We start from the raw sequence: 16,685 nt of genomic DNA, 5'->3' as shown, positions 1-16,685 counted from the left end.
AGACGAGCGTTGACTTCTGTTCCAGAAGCACCGGTTCCGGCCAAGGTTGTACTCACCCGAGTGGTACTCAACCAGGCGGACATCGACCGTGCACTCACTCGTATCGCCCACGAAATCCTGGAGTCCAACAAGGGCTCCCAGGACCTGGTCCTGCTGGGCATCCCGCGCCGGGGCTATCCCCTCGCCGTCCGGCTCGCCGCCAAGATTGCCGCCGCCGATCCCACCGTGGACCCCGCCGCGATCGTCGGGCAGCTGGACGTGACCATGTTCCGCGACGACCTCTCGCACCAGGGGATACGCCCGCCGTACCCTACCCAGCTTCCCCGCACCGGCATCGACAACAAGGTTGTGGTGCTGATTGACGACGTCCTGTACTCCGGCCGGACCATCCGGGCAGCCCTCGACGCGATCATCGACCTCGGCCGCCCGCGCATCGTCCGCCTTGCGGTGCTGATCGACCGCGGCCACCGGGAACTGCCCATCCGCGCGGACCACGTCGGCAAGAACCTCCCCACCTCCTCCTCCGAGAAGGTCCGGGTCCGGCTCGCCGAAACCGATGCGGTCGACGGTGTTCCGGTCAACGAAGTGGTCATCGAGGCCACCGCGTGAGGCACCTGCTCTCCACCGAAGACCTGAGCCGGTCCAACGCCATCCGCATCCTCGACACCGCCGAGGAAATGGCGGCCGTGGGGGAGCGCGAGGTCAAAAAGCTTCCCACCCTGCGCGGCCGCACCGTCGTCAACCTGTTCTTCGAGGATTCCACACGCACCCGGATCTCCTTCGAAGCCGCCGCCAAACGGCTCTCCGCCGACGTCATCAACTTCGCGGCGAAGGGCTCCTCCGTCTCCAAGGGCGAATCCCTCAAGGACACGGCCCAGACCCTCTCCGCGATGGGGGCGGACGCGGTCGTCATCCGGCACTGGGCCTCCGGCGCCCCGCACCGGCTCGCCGCCACGGACTGGATCGACGCCGCCGTCATCAACGCCGGCGACGGCACCCACGAACACCCCACCCAGGCGCTGCTGGACGCCTTCACCATGCGCCGGCACTGGTCCAAACTGGCCGGCACCCCCTCCGCCGGCGCCGACCTCACCGGCATGCGGGTCGCTATCGCCGGGGACGTGCTGCACTCCCGGGTGGCCCGCTCCAACGTCTGGCTGCTGCGCACCCTCGGCGCCGAGGTCACCCTGGTCGCCCCGCCGACGCTGCTGCCGATCGGCGTCGAAAAGTGGCCGTGCAGCGTCAGCTACGACCTCGACGAGACCCTGGCCCGCGGCGTCGACGCGATGATGATGCTGCGCGTGCAGGGCGAACGGATGAACGCCTCCTTCTTTCCGACCACCCGCGAATACTCGCGCCGCTGGGGCTTCGACGACAACCGGCTCCGCGCCCTGGACAGCCTGGGCCTCAAGGACACCATCATCATGCACCCCGGGCCGATGAACCGCGGCCTGGAGATCTCCTCCGCCGCGGCCGACTCGCCCCGCTCCACGGTGCTGGCCCAGGTCCGCAACGGCGTGTCCATCCGCATGGCAGCCCTGTACCTGCTGCTCTCCGGGGACACCCGCGAACCGGCGCACCAGGCGAACTCCACCCATTCCACCCCCGCAGAGCACACCTCCGCCCTCGTCACCAAGGAGAGCCACTAATGGCATCACAGCAACAGGACGCAGGCACCGGCGCCTACCTGATCCGCGGCGCCGCCATCCTCGGCGGAGCCCCCGAAGACCTCCTCATCCGCGACGGGATCATCGCCGAACGCGGGCAGAACCTTCCGGCCGGCGGCGCGACCGTCATCGAGGCCGCCGGGCTCGTGGCCCTCCCCGGCATGGTCGACATCCACACCCACCTGCGCGAACCCGGCCGCGAAGACGCCGAAACGGTCGAGACCGGGACCCGCGCCGCGGCCCTGGGCGGCTACACGGCCGTGCACGCGATGGCGAACAGCACCCCGGTGGCGGACACCGCCGGCGTCGTCGAGCAGGTCCTCACGCTCGGCCGCACCGCCGGCTGGGTGGACGTCCGCCCGGTCGGCGCGGTCACCGTCGGCCTCGCGGGGGAGCAGCTGGCCGAACTCGGCGCGATGGCCGACTCCCGCGCCCGCGTCCGGGTCTTCTCCGACGACGGGATCTGCGTCCACGATCCCGTCCTGATGCGCCGCGCGCTGGAATACGTCAAGGCGTTCGACGGCGTCGTGGCCCAGCACGCGCAGGAACCGCGGCTCACCGCCGGCGCGCAGATGAACGAGGGCGAGGTCTCCGCCGTCCTCGGCCTCACCGGCTGGCCCGCCGTCGCCGAGGAAAGCATCATCGCCCGCGACGTGCTGCTCGCCCAGCACGTGGGCTCCCGGCTCCACGTCTGCCACGTCTCCACCGCCGGATCCGTGGAGATCATCCGCTGGGCCAAGTCCCGCGGCGTCAACGTCACGGCCGAGGTCACCCCGCACCACCTCTGGCTCACGGACGAGCTCGCCCGCAGCTACGACCCGGTCTACAAGGTCAACCCGCCCCTGCGCACCGACGCCGACGTCCAGGCCCTGCGCGCCGCGCTGGCCGACGGCACGATCGACGTCGTGGGCACCGACCACGCCCCGCACCCGAGCGAGCACAAGGAATGCGAATGGGCGCAGGCCGCCATGGGCATGACCGGGCTGGAAACCGCGCTGTCCGTGGTGCAGCACACCATGATCGAAACCGGGCTGATGGGCTGGGCTGACTTCGCCCGGGTCACTTCCACTGCGCCTGCCGCGATCGGCCGGCTGGAGGACCAGGGCCGCCCGCTCGACGCCGGCGAACCCGCCAACGTCACACTCGTGGACCCGGCTGCGCGCTGGACCGTGGACCCTTCTAAAATGGCAACCATGGGCCGTAACTCTCCGTTTGCCGGCCGGGAACTGCCCGGCAAGGTGGTGGCGACATTCTTCAAGGGCCACCCCACCGTCCTCGACGGCAAGCTCAACACCCCGTACCGGTGGCTCCCGGAGACCACCGAGCTGCCCGGCACCGCGGCAGGCAGCAACTGATGGTCAAGGAACTGTCGCTGCTCCTCACGCTGGTCCTGATCGGCGTCGCGCTGGCCCTGATCTGGCTCGGCTGGCGGAACCGGCTGCGCCGCCAGGCCGACGTCGACCCGCTGCCGGAGATCCCGGCGGAACTGGGCGCGGCGGTGGCGGTCGCCGACGGCCAGTACGTGGCCTCCACCACCGCCGGCGACTGGCTGGACCGCATCGCCGTGCACAACCTGGGTATCCGCACCAACGCCGAACTCAGCGTCCACCCGCAGGGCGTGCTCTTCGACCGCTCCGGCGCCGGCCCGGTCTTCATCCCGGCCGCCAGCCTCACCGGGGTGCGGCAGGAAAGCGGCATGGCCGGCAAGTTCGTCGAAAAGGACGGACTGCTGGTGCTCAGCTGGATGCTCGGCAGCCGTGAACTGGATTCCGGGTTCCGCACCCGGCACGCCGACGACAAAACCACCCTCCTCAACGCCCTGCAAGATTTGATCCCCGCGGCCCCTCAGGCCGATGCCGATAGTGGAAAGTAACGACGTGACGGACTCCAACGAAGTTTCAGCAACAGCAGTTTCAGCAACAGCAGTGTCAGAATCAGCAGTGTCAGCAACAGCAGCAGCATCCACCCCGGCAGCCCTCGTCCTCGAGGACGGCCGGATTTTCCGCGGGACCAGCTACGGCGCCACCGGAACCGCGCTCGGCGAGGCCGTGTTCGCGACGGGAATGACCGGCTACCAGGAAACCATCACGGACCCCTCCTACGCCCGCCAGCTGGTGGTCCAGACCGCCCCGCACATCGGCAACACCGGCGTGAACAAGGACGACGCCGAGTCCCGGCGGATCTGGGTGGCCGGCTACATCGTCCGCGACGCCGCCCGGCGGCCCTCCAACTGGCGTTCCGAGCGTTCCCTGGACGATGAGCTGGTCGAGCAGGGGATCGTGGGCATCCAGGGCGTGGACACCCGCGCCATCACCCGCCACCTGCGCGAACACAAGACCATGCGCGCCGGGATCTTCTCCGGCGACGCCGTCCGCGCCACGGACAAGGAACTCGTGGACACCGTCCTGGGGAGTGCCCCGATGGAAGGCTCACGCCTGGCCGAGGAAGTCAGCGTGGACGAGGCCTACATCGTGGAGCCCAAGGACTGGGGCTGGGACGGCGAGCCGCGGTTCAGCATCGCCGCGATCGACCTCGGCATCAAGCGGATGACCCCGATCCGGTTCGCCGAACGCGGCGTCCGGGTGCACGTGCTGCCGGCCACCGCTACCCTGGCCGACGTCCAGGCGGTCAACCCCGACGGCTTCTTTATGTCCAACGGCCCGGGCGACCCCGCCACCGCCGACAACCAGGTCAAGCTGCTCCGCTCGGTCCTGGACGAGAAGATCCCGTACTTCGGCATCTGCTTCGGCAACCAGATCCTGGGCCGCGCCCTGGGCTTCGGCACCTACAAACTGCGCTACGGCCACCGCGGCATCAACCAGCCGGTGATGGACCGCCGCACCGGCAAAGTCGAGATCACCTCGCAGAACCACGGCTTCGCCGTCGACGCCCCGCTCGACGGCGCCACGCAGGCCCCCGAGGAGCGCTTCGGCCGCGTCGAGGTCAGCCACGTGAGCCTCAACGACGACGTCGTCGAAGGCCTGTCCTGCCTGGACATCCCGGCGTTCTCGGTGCAGTACCACCCCGAGGCCGCCTCCGGACCGCACGACGCCGCCTACCTCTTCGACCGCTTCATCGAGCTGATGGCGGACACTGCTTCAAAGACAAAGACTGCCACCGAATCCAAGACTGAGGATACGAAGTAATGCCCAAGAGAACTGACCTTAAGAGCGTCCTGGTCATCGGTTCCGGTCCGATCGTGATCGGCCAGGCCGCCGAATTCGACTACTCCGGCACCCAGGCACTGCGCGTCCTCAAGGAGGAAGGCCTCCGCGTCATCCTCGTCAACTCCAACCCGGCCACCATCATGACCGACCCGGAGTTCGCCGACGCCACCTACATCGAGCCGATCACCCCCGAGGTGGTCGAGAAGATCATCGCCAAGGAACGCCCGGACGCGCTCCTGCCCACCCTGGGCGGCCAGACCGCGCTGAACACCGCCATCGCCCTGGACAAGAACGGCGTGCTGGAGAAGTACAACGTCGAGCTGATCGGCGCCAACATCGCCGCGATCGAACTCGGCGAGGACCGCGAGAAGTTCAAGGGCGTCGTGGAACGCTGCGGCGCCGAATCGGCCCGCAGCCACATCATCCACACCATCGACGAGGCCCTGGCCGCCGCCGAGGACCTCGGCTACCCCATGGTCGTCCGGCCCTCCTTCACCATGGGCGGCCTCGGCTCCGGCCTCGCCTACGACGAGAAGGACCTCCGCCGGATCGTCGGCCAGGGGCTGCAATACAGCCCCACGTCCGAGGTGCTGCTCGAAGAGAGCATCCTGGGCTGGAAGGAATACGAGCTCGAGATGATGCGCGACAAGAACGACAACGTCGTGGTCGTCTGCTCCATCGAGAACTTCGACCCGGTCGGCGTGCACACCGGCGACTCGATCACCGTCGCCCCGGCCCTGACCCTGACGGACCGCGAGTACCAGCGCCTGCGCGACATCTCCATCGCCGTCATCCGCGAGGTCGGCGTCGACACCGGCGGCTGCAACATCCAGTTCGCCGTCGAGCCCGACACCGGACGCGTCGTCGTGATCGAGATGAACCCGCGCGTCTCCCGCTCCTCCGCCCTGGCCTCCAAGGCCACCGGCTTCGCGATCGCCAAGATCGCCACCAAGCTCTCCCTCGGCTACACGCTCGACGAGATCCCGAACGACATCACCCAGAAGACCCCGGCGTCCTTCGAGCCGACCCTGGACTACGTCGTCGTGAAGGTCCCGCGCTTCGCGTTCGAGAAGTTCCCGGCGGCGGACCCCACCCTGACCACCACCATGAAGTCGGTGGGCGAGGCCATGGCCATGGGCCGGAACTTCACCGAGGCCCTGCAGAAGGCGCTGCGCTCCCTGGAGCAGAAGGGCTCCCAGCTGGACTTCAGCCACGTCCCGGAATGGGAAGTCGCGGAGCTGATCGAGAAGTCCAAGCGGCCCACGACGGACCGCCTGCACCAGGTCCAGCGCGCCCTGCTCGGCGGCGCCACCGTGGAGCAGCTCTTCGAGGCAACGAAGATCGACCCCTGGTACCTGGACCAGCTCCAGCTCCTGAACGAGATCTCCGTCGAGATCCGCAAGGCCGCCGCCCTGACCCCGGAGATGCTGAAACGCGCCAAGCGCCACGGCTTCTCCGACGAGCAGATCGGCGCCCTGACGCACAACTCCGAGGACGTCGTCCGCGGCGTCCGGCAGGCCCTCGGCATCCGCCCGGTGTACAAGACCGTCGACACCTGCGCCGCCGAATTCGCCGCGTACACGCCGTACCACTACTCCTCCTACGACGAGGAGGACGAGGTCGCGCTGCACGCCAAACCGTCCATCATCATCCTCGGGTCCGGCCCGAACCGGATCGGGCAGGGCATCGAATTCGACTACTCCTGCGTGCACGCCTCGATGGCGCTGCGCAAGGCCGGCTACGAGACCGTGATGGTCAACTGCAACCCCGAGACCGTCTCCACCGACTACGACGTCTCCACCCGGCTGTACTTCGAGCCGCTCACGCTGGAGGACGTGCTCGAGGTCATCGCGGCCGAGGAGCGCACCGGCGGCGTGATGGGCGTCTTCGTCCAGCTCGGCGGCCAGACCCCGCTCAAGCTCGCCCAGCAGCTCGCAGACGCCGGCGTGCCGATCCTCGGCACGTCCCCGGAAGCGATTGACCTGGCCGAGCACCGCGGCGCCTTCTCCCGGGTGCTCGACAAGGCCGGGCTGATCTCGCCGAAGAACGGCACGGCCGTGTCCTTCGAGGACGCCAAGAAGATCGCCGATGAGATCGGCTACCCGGTCCTGGTCCGCCCGTCCTACGTGCTCGGCGGCCGCGGCATGGAGATCGTCTACGACGAGCCCAACCTCTCGCGCTACATCGCCAACGCCACCGAGATCACCACCGAGCACCCGGTGCTGATCGACCGGTTCCTCGAGGACGCCGTCGAAATCGACGTCGACGCCCTCTACGACGGCACCGAGATGTACCTCGGCGGCATCATGGAGCACATCGAGGAAGCCGGCATCCACTCCGGCGACTCGGCCTGCGTGCTGCCGCCCATCACCCTGGGCAACAACGTGCTGGAGCGGGTCCGCGCGGCGACGCTGGCGATCGCCGAGGGCGTGGGTGTCCGCGGCCTGATCAATATCCAGTTCGCCCTGGCCTCCGACGTGCTCTACGTCCTGGAAGCCAACCCGCGGGCCTCCCGCACAGTGCCGTTCGTCTCCAAGGCGACCGGCGTGCAGATGGCGAAGGCCGCTGCCCTGATCGGCACCGGCGTCACCGTCAACCAGCTCCGCACGGCCTACAAGATGCTGCCGGAAACCGGCGACGGCTCCACGCTGCCGCTGGACGCCCCGGTCTCGGTCAAGGAAGCCGTGCTGCCGTTCAGCCGCTTCCGCACACCGGAGGGCAAGGTCGTGGATTCGCTGCTCGGGCCGGAAATGCGGTCCACCGGCGAGGTCATGGGCATCGACAAGCACTTCGACACCGCCTTCGCCAAGAGCCAGGCCGCCGCCAACAACGCGCTGCCCACCGAGGGCAAGATCTTCGTCTCGGTGGCCAACCGGGACAAGCGGTCGGTCATCATGGGGGTCAAGCGGCTCTCCGACCTCGGCTTCGAGATCGTCTCCACCGGCGGCACCGCCGACGTGCTGCGCCGCAACGGCATCCAGGCTACCCCGGTCCGGAAGGTCGCCGAGGGCTCCAGCGCCGAGGGGGAGGGCACCATCGCCGACCTCGTCATCGCCGGGGAGATCGACATGGTCTTCAACACCCCCTCGGGCGGCGAGGCCCGCAGCGACGGCTACGAGCTGCGCGCAGCGGCTACCTCGATCGGCATCCCGTGCATCACGACGGTCGCCGAGTTCAACGCCGCCGTCCAAGCCATCGAGGCGCTGCGCACCTACGAGTGGTCGGTCACGAGCCTGCAGGAGCATGCCGCCGCGCTGTTCGCCTCGCACGAACGGGTCGCGCAGGAACGGGTCACGCAGAATGCCGGCTGACGGCATGCCTGAGGGCAGCGCCGGCGGCCTGGCCAGCCGGGAGTCCTTCGGCTCCCGGCTGGGCCTGGCCATGGCGGACCGCGGTCCGTTGTGCGTCGGGATCGACCCGCACCCTGCGCTGCTGGGCAGTTGGGGACTGAACGACGACGTCGCCGGGCTGGAGCGGTTCTCGCTCACCGTCCTGGAGGCGGTGGCTTCGCTCGCTGCCGCGGTCAAGCCTCAGGTGGCGCTGTACGAGCGGCACGGCTCCCAGGGCATGGCCGTGCTGGAGCGCACCCTTGCCGCGGCGGCGGAGGCCTCGGTGCTGACCATCGCCGACGCCAAGCGCGGCGACATCGGCTCCACCATGGCCGCTTACGCGGATGCCTGGCTGCGGGACGGGTCGGCCCTGGCCGCCGACTCGGTCACGCTGAGCCCGTACCTGGGCTTCGAATCACTCCGCCCGGCCCTGGACCTCGCGGCACAGTCCGGCCGCGGCGTCTTCGTCCTGGCGCTGACGTCCAACCCGGAGGGCGCGTCCGTCCAGCACGTCGGCGGCGCGGACTCCGTGGCCCGCCGGATCGTGCGGGCGGCCGCAGCGGAGAACAAGCGCTACGCGGGGGAGCTGGGTTCCACCGGCCTCGTTGTCGGCGCGACGGTCGGCTCTGCCCTCACGGACCTGGACCTGGACCTCGCCGCGGTGCGAGGCCCGATCCTGGCCCCGGGCCTCGGCGCGCAGGGCGCCACGGCCGCGGATCTGCGCCGCACTTTCGGCAGCGCCTACGGCCAGGTGCTCGGAACGTCCAGCCGTGACATCCTCGGCGCCGGTCCCCGGATCCAGGACCTGCGCGACGCCGCCCGGCGGACCCTCGAGGAGCTGCGCGCGGCGTAGCCACGGCCATCGTCCGCATCAGCGGGCACACGGGCCACAGGGGCACCTCGGGCACAGCGGCCGAGGCACTCCGGCGGCGGGCAGGGACGCCGGGCTGCTCCCGGCACCCGGAAGGCCCTCACCACGAGTCACGGGGCACCCGTGTGACGCAAGTGGCCGCCATAGTGACCGGAATAGCAGCCATATGTGTCAGATGGCTGCAGTCTTGCCCGGAATGGCGGCCATTCGTGTCAGATGGCGGCAGTCGGGGAACCGCTGTCATGCGTCTCGGCGCACCCATGTGACGCAAGTGGTCGCTAAGGTGGCCAAAATAGCGGCCATTCGTGTCAGATGGCCGCAGTCATGCACGGAATAGCAGCCATTCGTGTCAGATGGCCGGGGCCAGGCGCCGTCGCACGGCCGCTGCTGGTCTGCCGCCGCACCGCCGTCGTCTGTTCCGGGTGGCCGCGCCGCCGAACTTGTCCATTGATTTCTGCCTCGCCAAGACGGTAGGTTCAGGACAAGTCCGCGGTACCGGCCGGGGTGCTGTTCGGCCCGTCCGGCCGGGCCGTTTGCGCGGTCCGCCCGCCAATGCAGGGAGGCATTCAGTGAGTCTGCGACCCCTCACTCCGCAGGAGCGTGCCGACGCCTTGGGCAAGGCCGCCGCCGCCAGGACCACCCGGGCCGCCGCCAAGGACCGGCTCAAGACCGGAGAGCTGTCCATTTCGGAGCTGCTCAGCGCCGGGGAAACTGACGACGCGATCGCGCGGATGAGGATCGTGGAACTGCTCGAGGCGCTTCCCGGCATCGGGAGGGTGCGGGCCGCGGCCATCATGGAACAGCTCGGCATCGCGGCGTCGCGCCGGGTCCGTGGCCTGGGAATTCACCAGCGCCGGGCGCTGGTAGATTTTGTAGACGACAAACAGCCCGGTCCGCCGCGCTGACCCACCCCGCACGAAGGAATATGTGAGCAAGAAACCGGGACTGACAGTCCTCGCCGGCCCGACGGCTGTTGGCAAAGGCACCGTGTCCACCTACATCCGGGACAACTATCCCGGCGTCTGGCTTTCCGTCTCGGCGACCACCCGGCCCCCTCGGCCCGGCGAAGTCGACGGCGTGCATTACTTCTTCAAATCAGCCGAGGAGTTCGATTCCCTGGTCGAGAACGGCGAACTCCTGGAGTGGGCCGTGGTCCACGGACGCAACCGCTACGGCACCCTGCGCAGCACGGTGGACGCCGCGATCGCCGACGGCCGTTCGGTGCTCCTGGAGATCGACCTGCAGGGTGCCCGGCAGGTCAAGCACGCCGTGCCCGAGGCCCAGTTTGTCTTCCTGGCGCCGCCGAGCTGGGACGAAATGGTCCGCCGTCTAGTGGGCCGCGGCACGGAAACAGCGGAAGAACAGCAGCAGAGGCTGGAAACCGCTAAACTAGAACTTGCCGCTGAACCGGAGTTTGACCACACCGTCATCAATGATGACGTTCGACGGGCAGCGGACGAGCTAGTTTCACTCATGGGGCTGACCCCGAACCCACGCTAGGCGCCGGGACGTATCGGCCCGTTAGAATTTGGAGAATTCGTGTCCACGAACCTTGAAGGCATCATCAACCCGCCGATCGACGAGCTGCTGAAGGCCGCCGATTCGAAGTACGGACTGGTGATTTTCGGCGCCAAGCGCGCCCGCCAGATCAACGCGTACTACGCCCAGCTGCACGAGGGCCTGTTCGAGTACGTCGGCCCGCTGGTCGACACCAAGCTGAACGAGAAGTCGCTCTCCATCGCGCTGCGCGAGATCAACGAAGGCAAGCTCGTTTCCACGCCGATCGAACCTGCAGAGTAATTACGCAGCCGCAGGCGGAGGTCACGTGCGCATAGTCCTCGGAGTCGGGGGAGGGATAGCCGCCTACAAGGTGGCGTCGCTCCTCCGGCTTTTTACTGAAGCAGGCCATGACGTCACCGTCATCCCCACGGAGGCCGCGACCCGTTTCGTCGGCGTCGCCACGTGGGAAGCCCTGTCCGGGCATCCGGTCAGCAACAGCGTCTTCGACGAGGTGCACACGGTCAACCATGTCCGCCTCGGCCACGAAGCCGAGCTGATCGTGGTGGCCCCCGCCACCGCCGACCTGCTGGCACGCGCTGCCACCGGCCAGGCCAACGACCTCCTGAGCAATACGCTCCTGATGGCCGGCGGCTGCCCGGTGCTGATGGCCCCCGCCATGCACACCGAGATGTGGCAGCACCCGGCGACCCAGGCCAACGTCGAGACGCTCCGCAGCCGGGGCATCACCGTGCTGGAGCCCGCCTCCGGCCGGCTGACCGGTTCGGACTCCGGACCGGGCCGGCTCCCGGAACCTGAGGCCATCTTCGAAGCGGCACTGGCTCTCGCCGGTGCCCCGTCGGTGCCCGCGACGCCGCCGCTGTCGGCGTCGGATGCCTTGCTGGCCTCACCGCGGGGTCCGCTGGCCGGGCTCACCGTCACGATCAGCGCCGGCGGCACCCGGGAACCACTGGACCCCGTCCGGTTCCTCGGCAACCGTTCCTCCGGCAAGCAGGGCGTGGCGCTGGCCGCCGCCGCCCGCGACGCCGGCGCCAAGGTCCGGCTGCTGGCCGCCCACATGGACGTCCCGCCGCCGGCCGGCGTGAACGTGGTCAAGGTCGAGACCGCACTGGAGCTCCGCAAGGCCGCCCTGCACGCCGCCGCGGACTCCGATGTCATCATCATGGCCGCCGCCGTCGCCGACTTCCGCCCTGCGGATGTCTCCGGGACGAAAATCAAGAAGCGCGACGACGTCGCCGATCCCGTCATCTCGCTGGTCCGGAACCCGGACATCCTGCGCGAGCTCGTCGAGACCCGGGATGCGGCCTCCCGCCGCCAGCTGATCGTCGGGTTCGCGGCCGAGACGGGCGACGCGGACGGCGACGTCCTGGACTACGCCGCCGCCAAGCTGCGCCGCAAGGCCTGCGACCTGCTGGTGGTCAACCACGTGGGACAGGACAAGGTCTTCGGCGAGGACACCAACTCCGTAGTCATCCTTTCCCGTACCGGCTCCGAACCCCAAGAGGCGTCGGGTTCCAAATCCGACGTTGCGGCTGCCGTGATTGACCGCATCAGCGCAGAGCTGAGCCGGGTTGTCCCGCCCGCCTGAAACGGCGTAAGCAACGTCTCCTTAGCACAGGGACACACGCCGCCGGACGTCCGTTTTCCAACCAGTAAGGTAGTTGAGTGACTTTACCGCTGCACATCCCTGACTTTCACGGGTCCACGCCCCCTTCGCTCCGGCTCTTCACGTCCGAGTCGGTGACCGAAGGCCATCCCGACAAGATCTGCGACCAGATCAGCGATGCGATCCTCGATGCCCTGCTGGCCAAGGACCCCGAGTCCCGGGTTGCCGTGGAGACGCTGGCCACCACCGGGCTGGTCCACGTCGCCGGCGAGGTCACGACCGACGCCTACGTCGAAATCCCGCAGATCGTCCGGGAAACCATCCTGGGCATCGGCTACGACTCCTCGGCCAACGGGTTCGACGGCGCCCGCTGCGGTGTGTCCGTCTCGATCGGCCAGCAGTCCAACGACATCGCCGGCGGCGTCTTCAATTCGCTCGAAGCCCGCGAGGGTCGCCAGGAGGACGACTACGACCTCCAGGGCGCCGGTGACCAGGGCCTGATGTTCGGCTACGCCAGCGACGAGACCCCCTCCTACATGCCGGTTCCGATCTGGCTCGCGCACCGCCTGTCCGAACGGCTCACCGAAGTCCGGAAGAACGGCGAACTGTCCTACCTGCGCCCCGACGGCAAGACCCAGGTCACGGTCGGCTACGACGGCGACCGGCCCGTCTCGGTCGAGACCGTCGTAATTTCCAGCCAGCACGCCGAGGGCGCCAGCCTTGACCAGCTCCGCGCCGACCTTGCCGCCCACGTCGTCGACCCGGTCATGGCGCTGTCCAACCTGGACATCTCCCGGGCCAAAAACATCCTGAACCCGGCTGGTGCCTTCGTCATCGGCGGCCCGGTCGGCGACGCCGGCCTCACGGGCCGCAAGATCATCGTTGACACCTACGGCGGCATGGCCCGCCACGGCGGCGGTGCCTTCTCCGGCAAGGACCCGTCCAAGGTGGACCGCTCGGCGGCCTACGCGATGCGCTGGGTGGCCAAGAACGTGGTTGCTGCCGGTCTCGCGAAGCGCGCCGAAATCCAGATCGCCTACGCGATCGGCCAGGCCCGCCCGGTGGGAACCTACGTCGAGACCTTCGGCACCGAGACCGTCGATCCCGCCCGGATCAGTGCCGCGATCGCCGAGATCTTCGATCTGCGACCCCGGGCCATCATCGATGCCCTCGACCTCAAGCGCCCGATCTACGCCAAGACCGCCGCGCACGGCCACTTCGGCCGCGAGGATCCCGACTTCACCTGGGAGCGGCTGGACCGTGTGGATGCGCTGAAGGCCTTCTTCAACGCCTGAGACGCCACTGTCCCTGTCTGGAGATGCTGTCTTGGACTGCTGTCCCGAAATAATGTCACTGCCCTGTGATGTGCTGTAGCCAGGCCGCCGATCCCGGCGGCCTGGCTATTCTTTGTTGAGCCGGCGCTTCCTGGGCCGGCACTGACCCGTTGCTGAAGGGAGGACACCCGCGATGAGCCCGAGCCATGGCGCCGCCGCGCCGGACGAGCCCTTCCAGTTGTCGCTGCTGCAGGGTTTTCCAGCCTCGGCAGCCGAGGCCCCCGGCCCGCCCCTCGCCGACCGGCTCCCGGTGGCCCGAGTGCGGCTCGAGTCCTCCCTTCCGCACCTTGACCGGCCCTTCGACTACAGCGTGCCCGCCGGGCTCGACGCGGCAGCGCAGCCGGGTGTGCGGGTGAAGGTGAAGTTCAACGGCCAGGAACTGGCCGGCTACCTGATCGAACGGGTGGCCGAATCCGACGCCGGGCACCCCCTCGTCCCGCTGCACAAGGTGGTCTCTCCGGTCCCGGTGCTGACGGCCTCCGTCGCGGACCTCGCCTACCGCGTCGCGGCGCGTTACGCCGGCAACGTCAGCGACGTGCTCCGCGTCGCCGTGCCGCCGCGGATGGCGAAACTCGAAAAGGACCTCGCTCCTGATGGAGTCCTGGATCCGGCCCTCTTCGCGGACGGGGCCGACAACGGGGCGGGGCAGGCCATCCCCGCCGGCCTGGAAGCCTCCAGCTGGTCCTCGTACCGCAACGGCCCGGCCTTCCTGCAGCGCCTCAATGCCGGGGAGTCGCCGCGGGCCGTGCTCGGCGCGCTCCAGGGTTACGGTCCCGGAGGCTGGCCCCGCCTGATTGCCGAGGCGGTCGCGGCCGTGCGCCTGTCCGGCCGCGGCGCCGTCGTCGTCGTGCCCGACTACCGGGACCTGGACCGGGTAGAAGCCGCCCTCCTGCAGCTCCTGCCGGCCGGGGACGTGGCCCGGCTCACCGCGGACGACGGCCAGACCCCGCGCTACCGCAGTTTCCTGCGCATCCTCAGCGGCGCCGCCGGGGTCGCCGTTGGGACCCGTTCCGCCGCCTACGCGCCTGTCCACAATCTTGGCCTGGTGGTCTGCTGGGATGACGGCGACGACCTGCACATCGAGCAGCGCTCACCCTATGCCCACTCCCGCGAGGTCCTGCTGCTGCGCGCCGAGCAGGAGGGTGCCGCGTGCCTGCTCGCCGGGCACACCCGGAGCACCGAAACGCAGCGCCTCGTTGAGGCAGGGTGGGCGTGGCCGGTGGAGGCAGACCGCGCCGTCGTCCGCCGGACCGTTCCGCGGGTGCTGAACACCGCGGACAGCTACGAACTCGAACATGATCCGTTGGCCAGGATTGCCCGGCTGCCGGGCGCCGCCTGGCGCGCCGCCAAGGACGGGCTTGAACGGGGCCCGGTCCTGGTCCAGGTGGCGAGGGCGGGCTACGCGCCGTCGCTTGCCTGCGACAACTGCCGGGAACCGGCGCGTTGTACCGCCTGCAGCGGGCCGCTGGCCATCGCCGGGGCCACCGGGAGCTCCGCCGTGCCGCAGTGCCGGTGGTGTTCGACGCCGGCGCCGGCCTGGCGCTGCGGCACGTGCAACGGGGTCCGGCTCCGGCGGGGCGCCACCGGGGCTCTGCGCACGGCCGAAGAACTGGGCCGCGCCTTCCCGGGCAAACCCGTCGTCACGTCGTCCGGGGACCGGGTGCTGGCCACGGTTCCGGATTCCAAAGCCCTGGTCGTGGCCACGGTCGGCGCGGAGCCTGTCGCGGCCGGCGGCTACGCGGCGGCACTTCTGCTCGACGGCGACTCGCTGCTGCGGCGTGAGAACCTGCGGGCGGGGGAGGACGCTGTCCGGCGCTGGTTCAACGCCGCTGCCCTGGTCCGGCCTGCGGGTGACGGCGGTCTGGTGGTCATCACCGCCGACGACGCAGCCGGCGTCGGGGCTCTGCTGCGCTGGGACCCTGCCGGCTACGCCCAGCGGGAACTGTCCCTGCGCCAGGAACTTCAGCTGCCGCCGGCTGTCCGGGTCGCGTCCATCACCGGCGGCCGGACCGCCGTCGGGCACTTCGGCCAGGCCGTCGAACAGCAGCTGGGCACGCAGGGGATCGTGCTGCGGACCGCGGGCCCGGCCCCCCTCGTGATGGCAGGCGCCCCCGGACCGGCAGGATCCCAGGGGAAAGCCGATGAGGACGTCCGGACGCTGCTGTTCATCCCCTACGGGCAGGCCGCACAGGTCACCCGGGTGCTTCGCGCGGTCAAGGTCGCCGCTGCGGCCAAACGCACCGATGACCCGGTCCAGCTGCGGCTCGACGGCGTGGACGTGCTCTAGGACTCCCAACCGAAGCGTGATGAACTGAGCCAGCCGCTGACGTCCAGCAGCGGCCGACCGGCTCTGAATGAGGTTGCCCTCCTCAGCTGGCAGGGTCGTATTGGAACTGCCGGAGCTCTTGCGAGCAGCGGCAGGCGACGGCGATCCTCGCGGCCCACTCGAGTGCCGCCTCCCGCGAGGGCAGCTCGAGAATGGTGTAGCCGCCGTTAGGCACCTTGTGGCCCGGGTACGTTCCCTCGGTGACGGTGCCGTCACCGGCCACGAGCACCGGGTCTACGTCTTCATTGATCCCGCCGCCGAAGACGTACACGCCCGCCGCCTTGGCCTCATCGATGACGGCGTGCGAGGCTTCGACCACAGCCTCGAAGTCCTCCTCGGGGACTACCATGGCCTCACCGGGGAACGAGATCAGGTACTTCGTCATGCGAGGACTCCTCTGCTCCGGGGGCACTATCCGTCGGTTCTTCTCTGCGGCGCCGCTCTGGTGCCCAGACCGATTATGGCTCCGGCGCCCGACATGTCGTCAAGGTCCAGCGACCAACCCGCAGAACCTGCCCTAGCGGTACCGTCAGAGCACCCGTTCCAAAACGCGCCGACGAGGAGGATCAGTCATTGATCACTTCGACACGATCGAGTTCTGCGCGGGGGGTGCGGGTCGAGGTCTCCAGATCGTGGAGGTTCGGCCTTCTCTTTTCAAGGGTCGATCCAAGACTTTCACCCTGGGCGGCCGGAACTTGGCCCCTCAGGGCGTCTCGCTGGACCGCGTCCGACTTCATCATTTATTGTCGGTGGCTCGTGATGGTATGGGTGCATGGAAAGCACGGTGTGGAGTGCGGAGAGCAGGGCGGCACTGGCGGCTGTCGCGGCGTCCGTTACGGAGCTGGCTGCAATCAGCGGCACCGGGGC

14 protein-coding genes are annotated in these 16,685 nt (G+C 69.1%); 13 read left to right on the top strand and 1 reads right to left on the bottom strand.

All coding sequences use genetic code 11. The features are described from left to right. The first annotated feature begins 9 nt into the window (after positions 1-9). From pyrR to J2W14_RS18600, 13 genes are all read left to right on the top strand, one after another. Positions 10-609, top strand: coding sequence for a bifunctional pyr operon transcriptional regulator/uracil phosphoribosyltransferase PyrR (gene pyrR, locus J2W14_RS18660; RefSeq protein ID WP_307465309.1), 600 nt, complete (start codon positions 10-12; stop codon positions 607-609). After that, positions 606-1,649, top strand: a complete 1,044-nt coding sequence (locus J2W14_RS18655; RefSeq protein WP_307465307.1) for an aspartate carbamoyltransferase catalytic subunit — start codon at positions 606-608, stop codon at positions 1,647-1,649. The genes pyrR and J2W14_RS18655 overlap by 4 nt, the downstream gene beginning before the upstream one ends. Continuing rightward, positions 1,649-3,022 (top strand): dihydroorotase, encoded by a 1,374-nt coding sequence (locus J2W14_RS18650; protein ID WP_307465305.1) that lies wholly within the window; start codon positions 1,649-1,651, stop codon positions 3,020-3,022. The genes J2W14_RS18655 and J2W14_RS18650 overlap by 1 nt, the downstream gene beginning before the upstream one ends. Continuing rightward, on the top strand, positions 3,022-3,540 hold the full coding sequence (locus tag J2W14_RS18645) for a PH-like domain-containing protein (RefSeq protein WP_307465303.1): 519 nt from the start codon (positions 3,022-3,024) through the stop codon (positions 3,538-3,540). Before J2W14_RS18650 ends, J2W14_RS18645 begins: the two co-directional genes overlap by 1 nt. Next, complete coding sequence (carA, locus tag J2W14_RS18640) at positions 3,521-4,813, top strand: glutamine-hydrolyzing carbamoyl-phosphate synthase small subunit (protein ID WP_307465301.1); 1,293 nt, start codon at positions 3,521-3,523, stop codon at positions 4,811-4,813. Before J2W14_RS18645 ends, carA begins: the two co-directional genes overlap by 20 nt. Continuing rightward, positions 4,813-8,145: a carbamoyl-phosphate synthase large subunit gene (carB, locus tag J2W14_RS18635; protein WP_307465300.1), complete on the top strand. Its 3,333-nt coding sequence runs from the start codon at positions 4,813-4,815 to the stop codon at positions 8,143-8,145. Before carA ends, carB begins: the two co-directional genes overlap by 1 nt. A 4-nt stretch (positions 8,146-8,149) precedes the next feature. Further along, a complete protein-coding gene (gene pyrF / locus J2W14_RS18630) occupies positions 8,150-9,016 on the top strand; it encodes an orotidine-5'-phosphate decarboxylase (RefSeq protein ID WP_307465299.1) in 867 nt (288 codons plus the stop codon). 587 nt (positions 9,017-9,603) lie between these two features. After that, entirely contained in the window at positions 9,604-9,939 is a 336-nt protein-coding gene (gene mihF, locus J2W14_RS18625) for an integration host factor, actinobacterial type (RefSeq protein ID WP_307465298.1), read from the top strand. A 22-nt stretch (positions 9,940-9,961) separates the two neighbouring features. Beyond that, positions 9,962-10,534 (top strand): guanylate kinase, encoded by a 573-nt coding sequence (gene gmk, locus J2W14_RS18620; protein WP_307465297.1) that lies wholly within the window; start codon positions 9,962-9,964, stop codon positions 10,532-10,534. 39 nt (positions 10,535-10,573) lie between these two features. Beyond that, positions 10,574-10,834: a DNA-directed RNA polymerase subunit omega gene (gene rpoZ, locus J2W14_RS18615; protein ID WP_011692102.1), complete on the top strand. Its 261-nt coding sequence runs from the start codon at positions 10,574-10,576 to the stop codon at positions 10,832-10,834. 25 nt (positions 10,835-10,859) lie between these two features. Beyond that, the gene (locus J2W14_RS18610; protein WP_307465294.1) at positions 10,860-12,140 is read left to right on the top strand and encodes a bifunctional phosphopantothenoylcysteine decarboxylase/phosphopantothenate synthase; all 1,281 of its coding nucleotides are present in this window, start codon (positions 10,860-10,862) and stop codon (positions 12,138-12,140) included. Between the two features lie 77 nt (positions 12,141-12,217). Next, positions 12,218-13,453, top strand: coding sequence for a methionine adenosyltransferase (gene metK, locus J2W14_RS18605; RefSeq protein ID WP_307465293.1), 1,236 nt, complete (start codon positions 12,218-12,220; stop codon positions 13,451-13,453). Positions 13,454-13,625: 172 nt separating this feature from the next. Further along, positions 13,626-15,779 (top strand): primosomal protein N', encoded by a 2,154-nt coding sequence (locus J2W14_RS18600; protein ID WP_307465291.1) that lies wholly within the window; start codon positions 13,626-13,628, stop codon positions 15,777-15,779. Positions 15,780-15,861: 82 nt separating this feature from the next. Here J2W14_RS18600 and J2W14_RS18595 read toward each other — a convergent pair whose 3' ends face one another. Beyond that, complete coding sequence (locus tag J2W14_RS18595) at positions 15,862-16,203, bottom strand: YciI family protein (protein ID WP_307465289.1); 342 nt, start codon at positions 16,201-16,203, stop codon at positions 15,862-15,864. Between the last annotated feature and the right edge of the window lie 482 nt (positions 16,204-16,685).

Source organism: Pseudarthrobacter oxydans (genome assembly GCF_030812335.1).
In the GTDB taxonomy this organism is placed as follows: domain Bacteria; phylum Actinomycetota; class Actinomycetes; order Actinomycetales; family Micrococcaceae; genus Arthrobacter; species Arthrobacter oxydans_B.
This window is presented reverse-complemented; position numbering and strand designations above follow the sequence as displayed.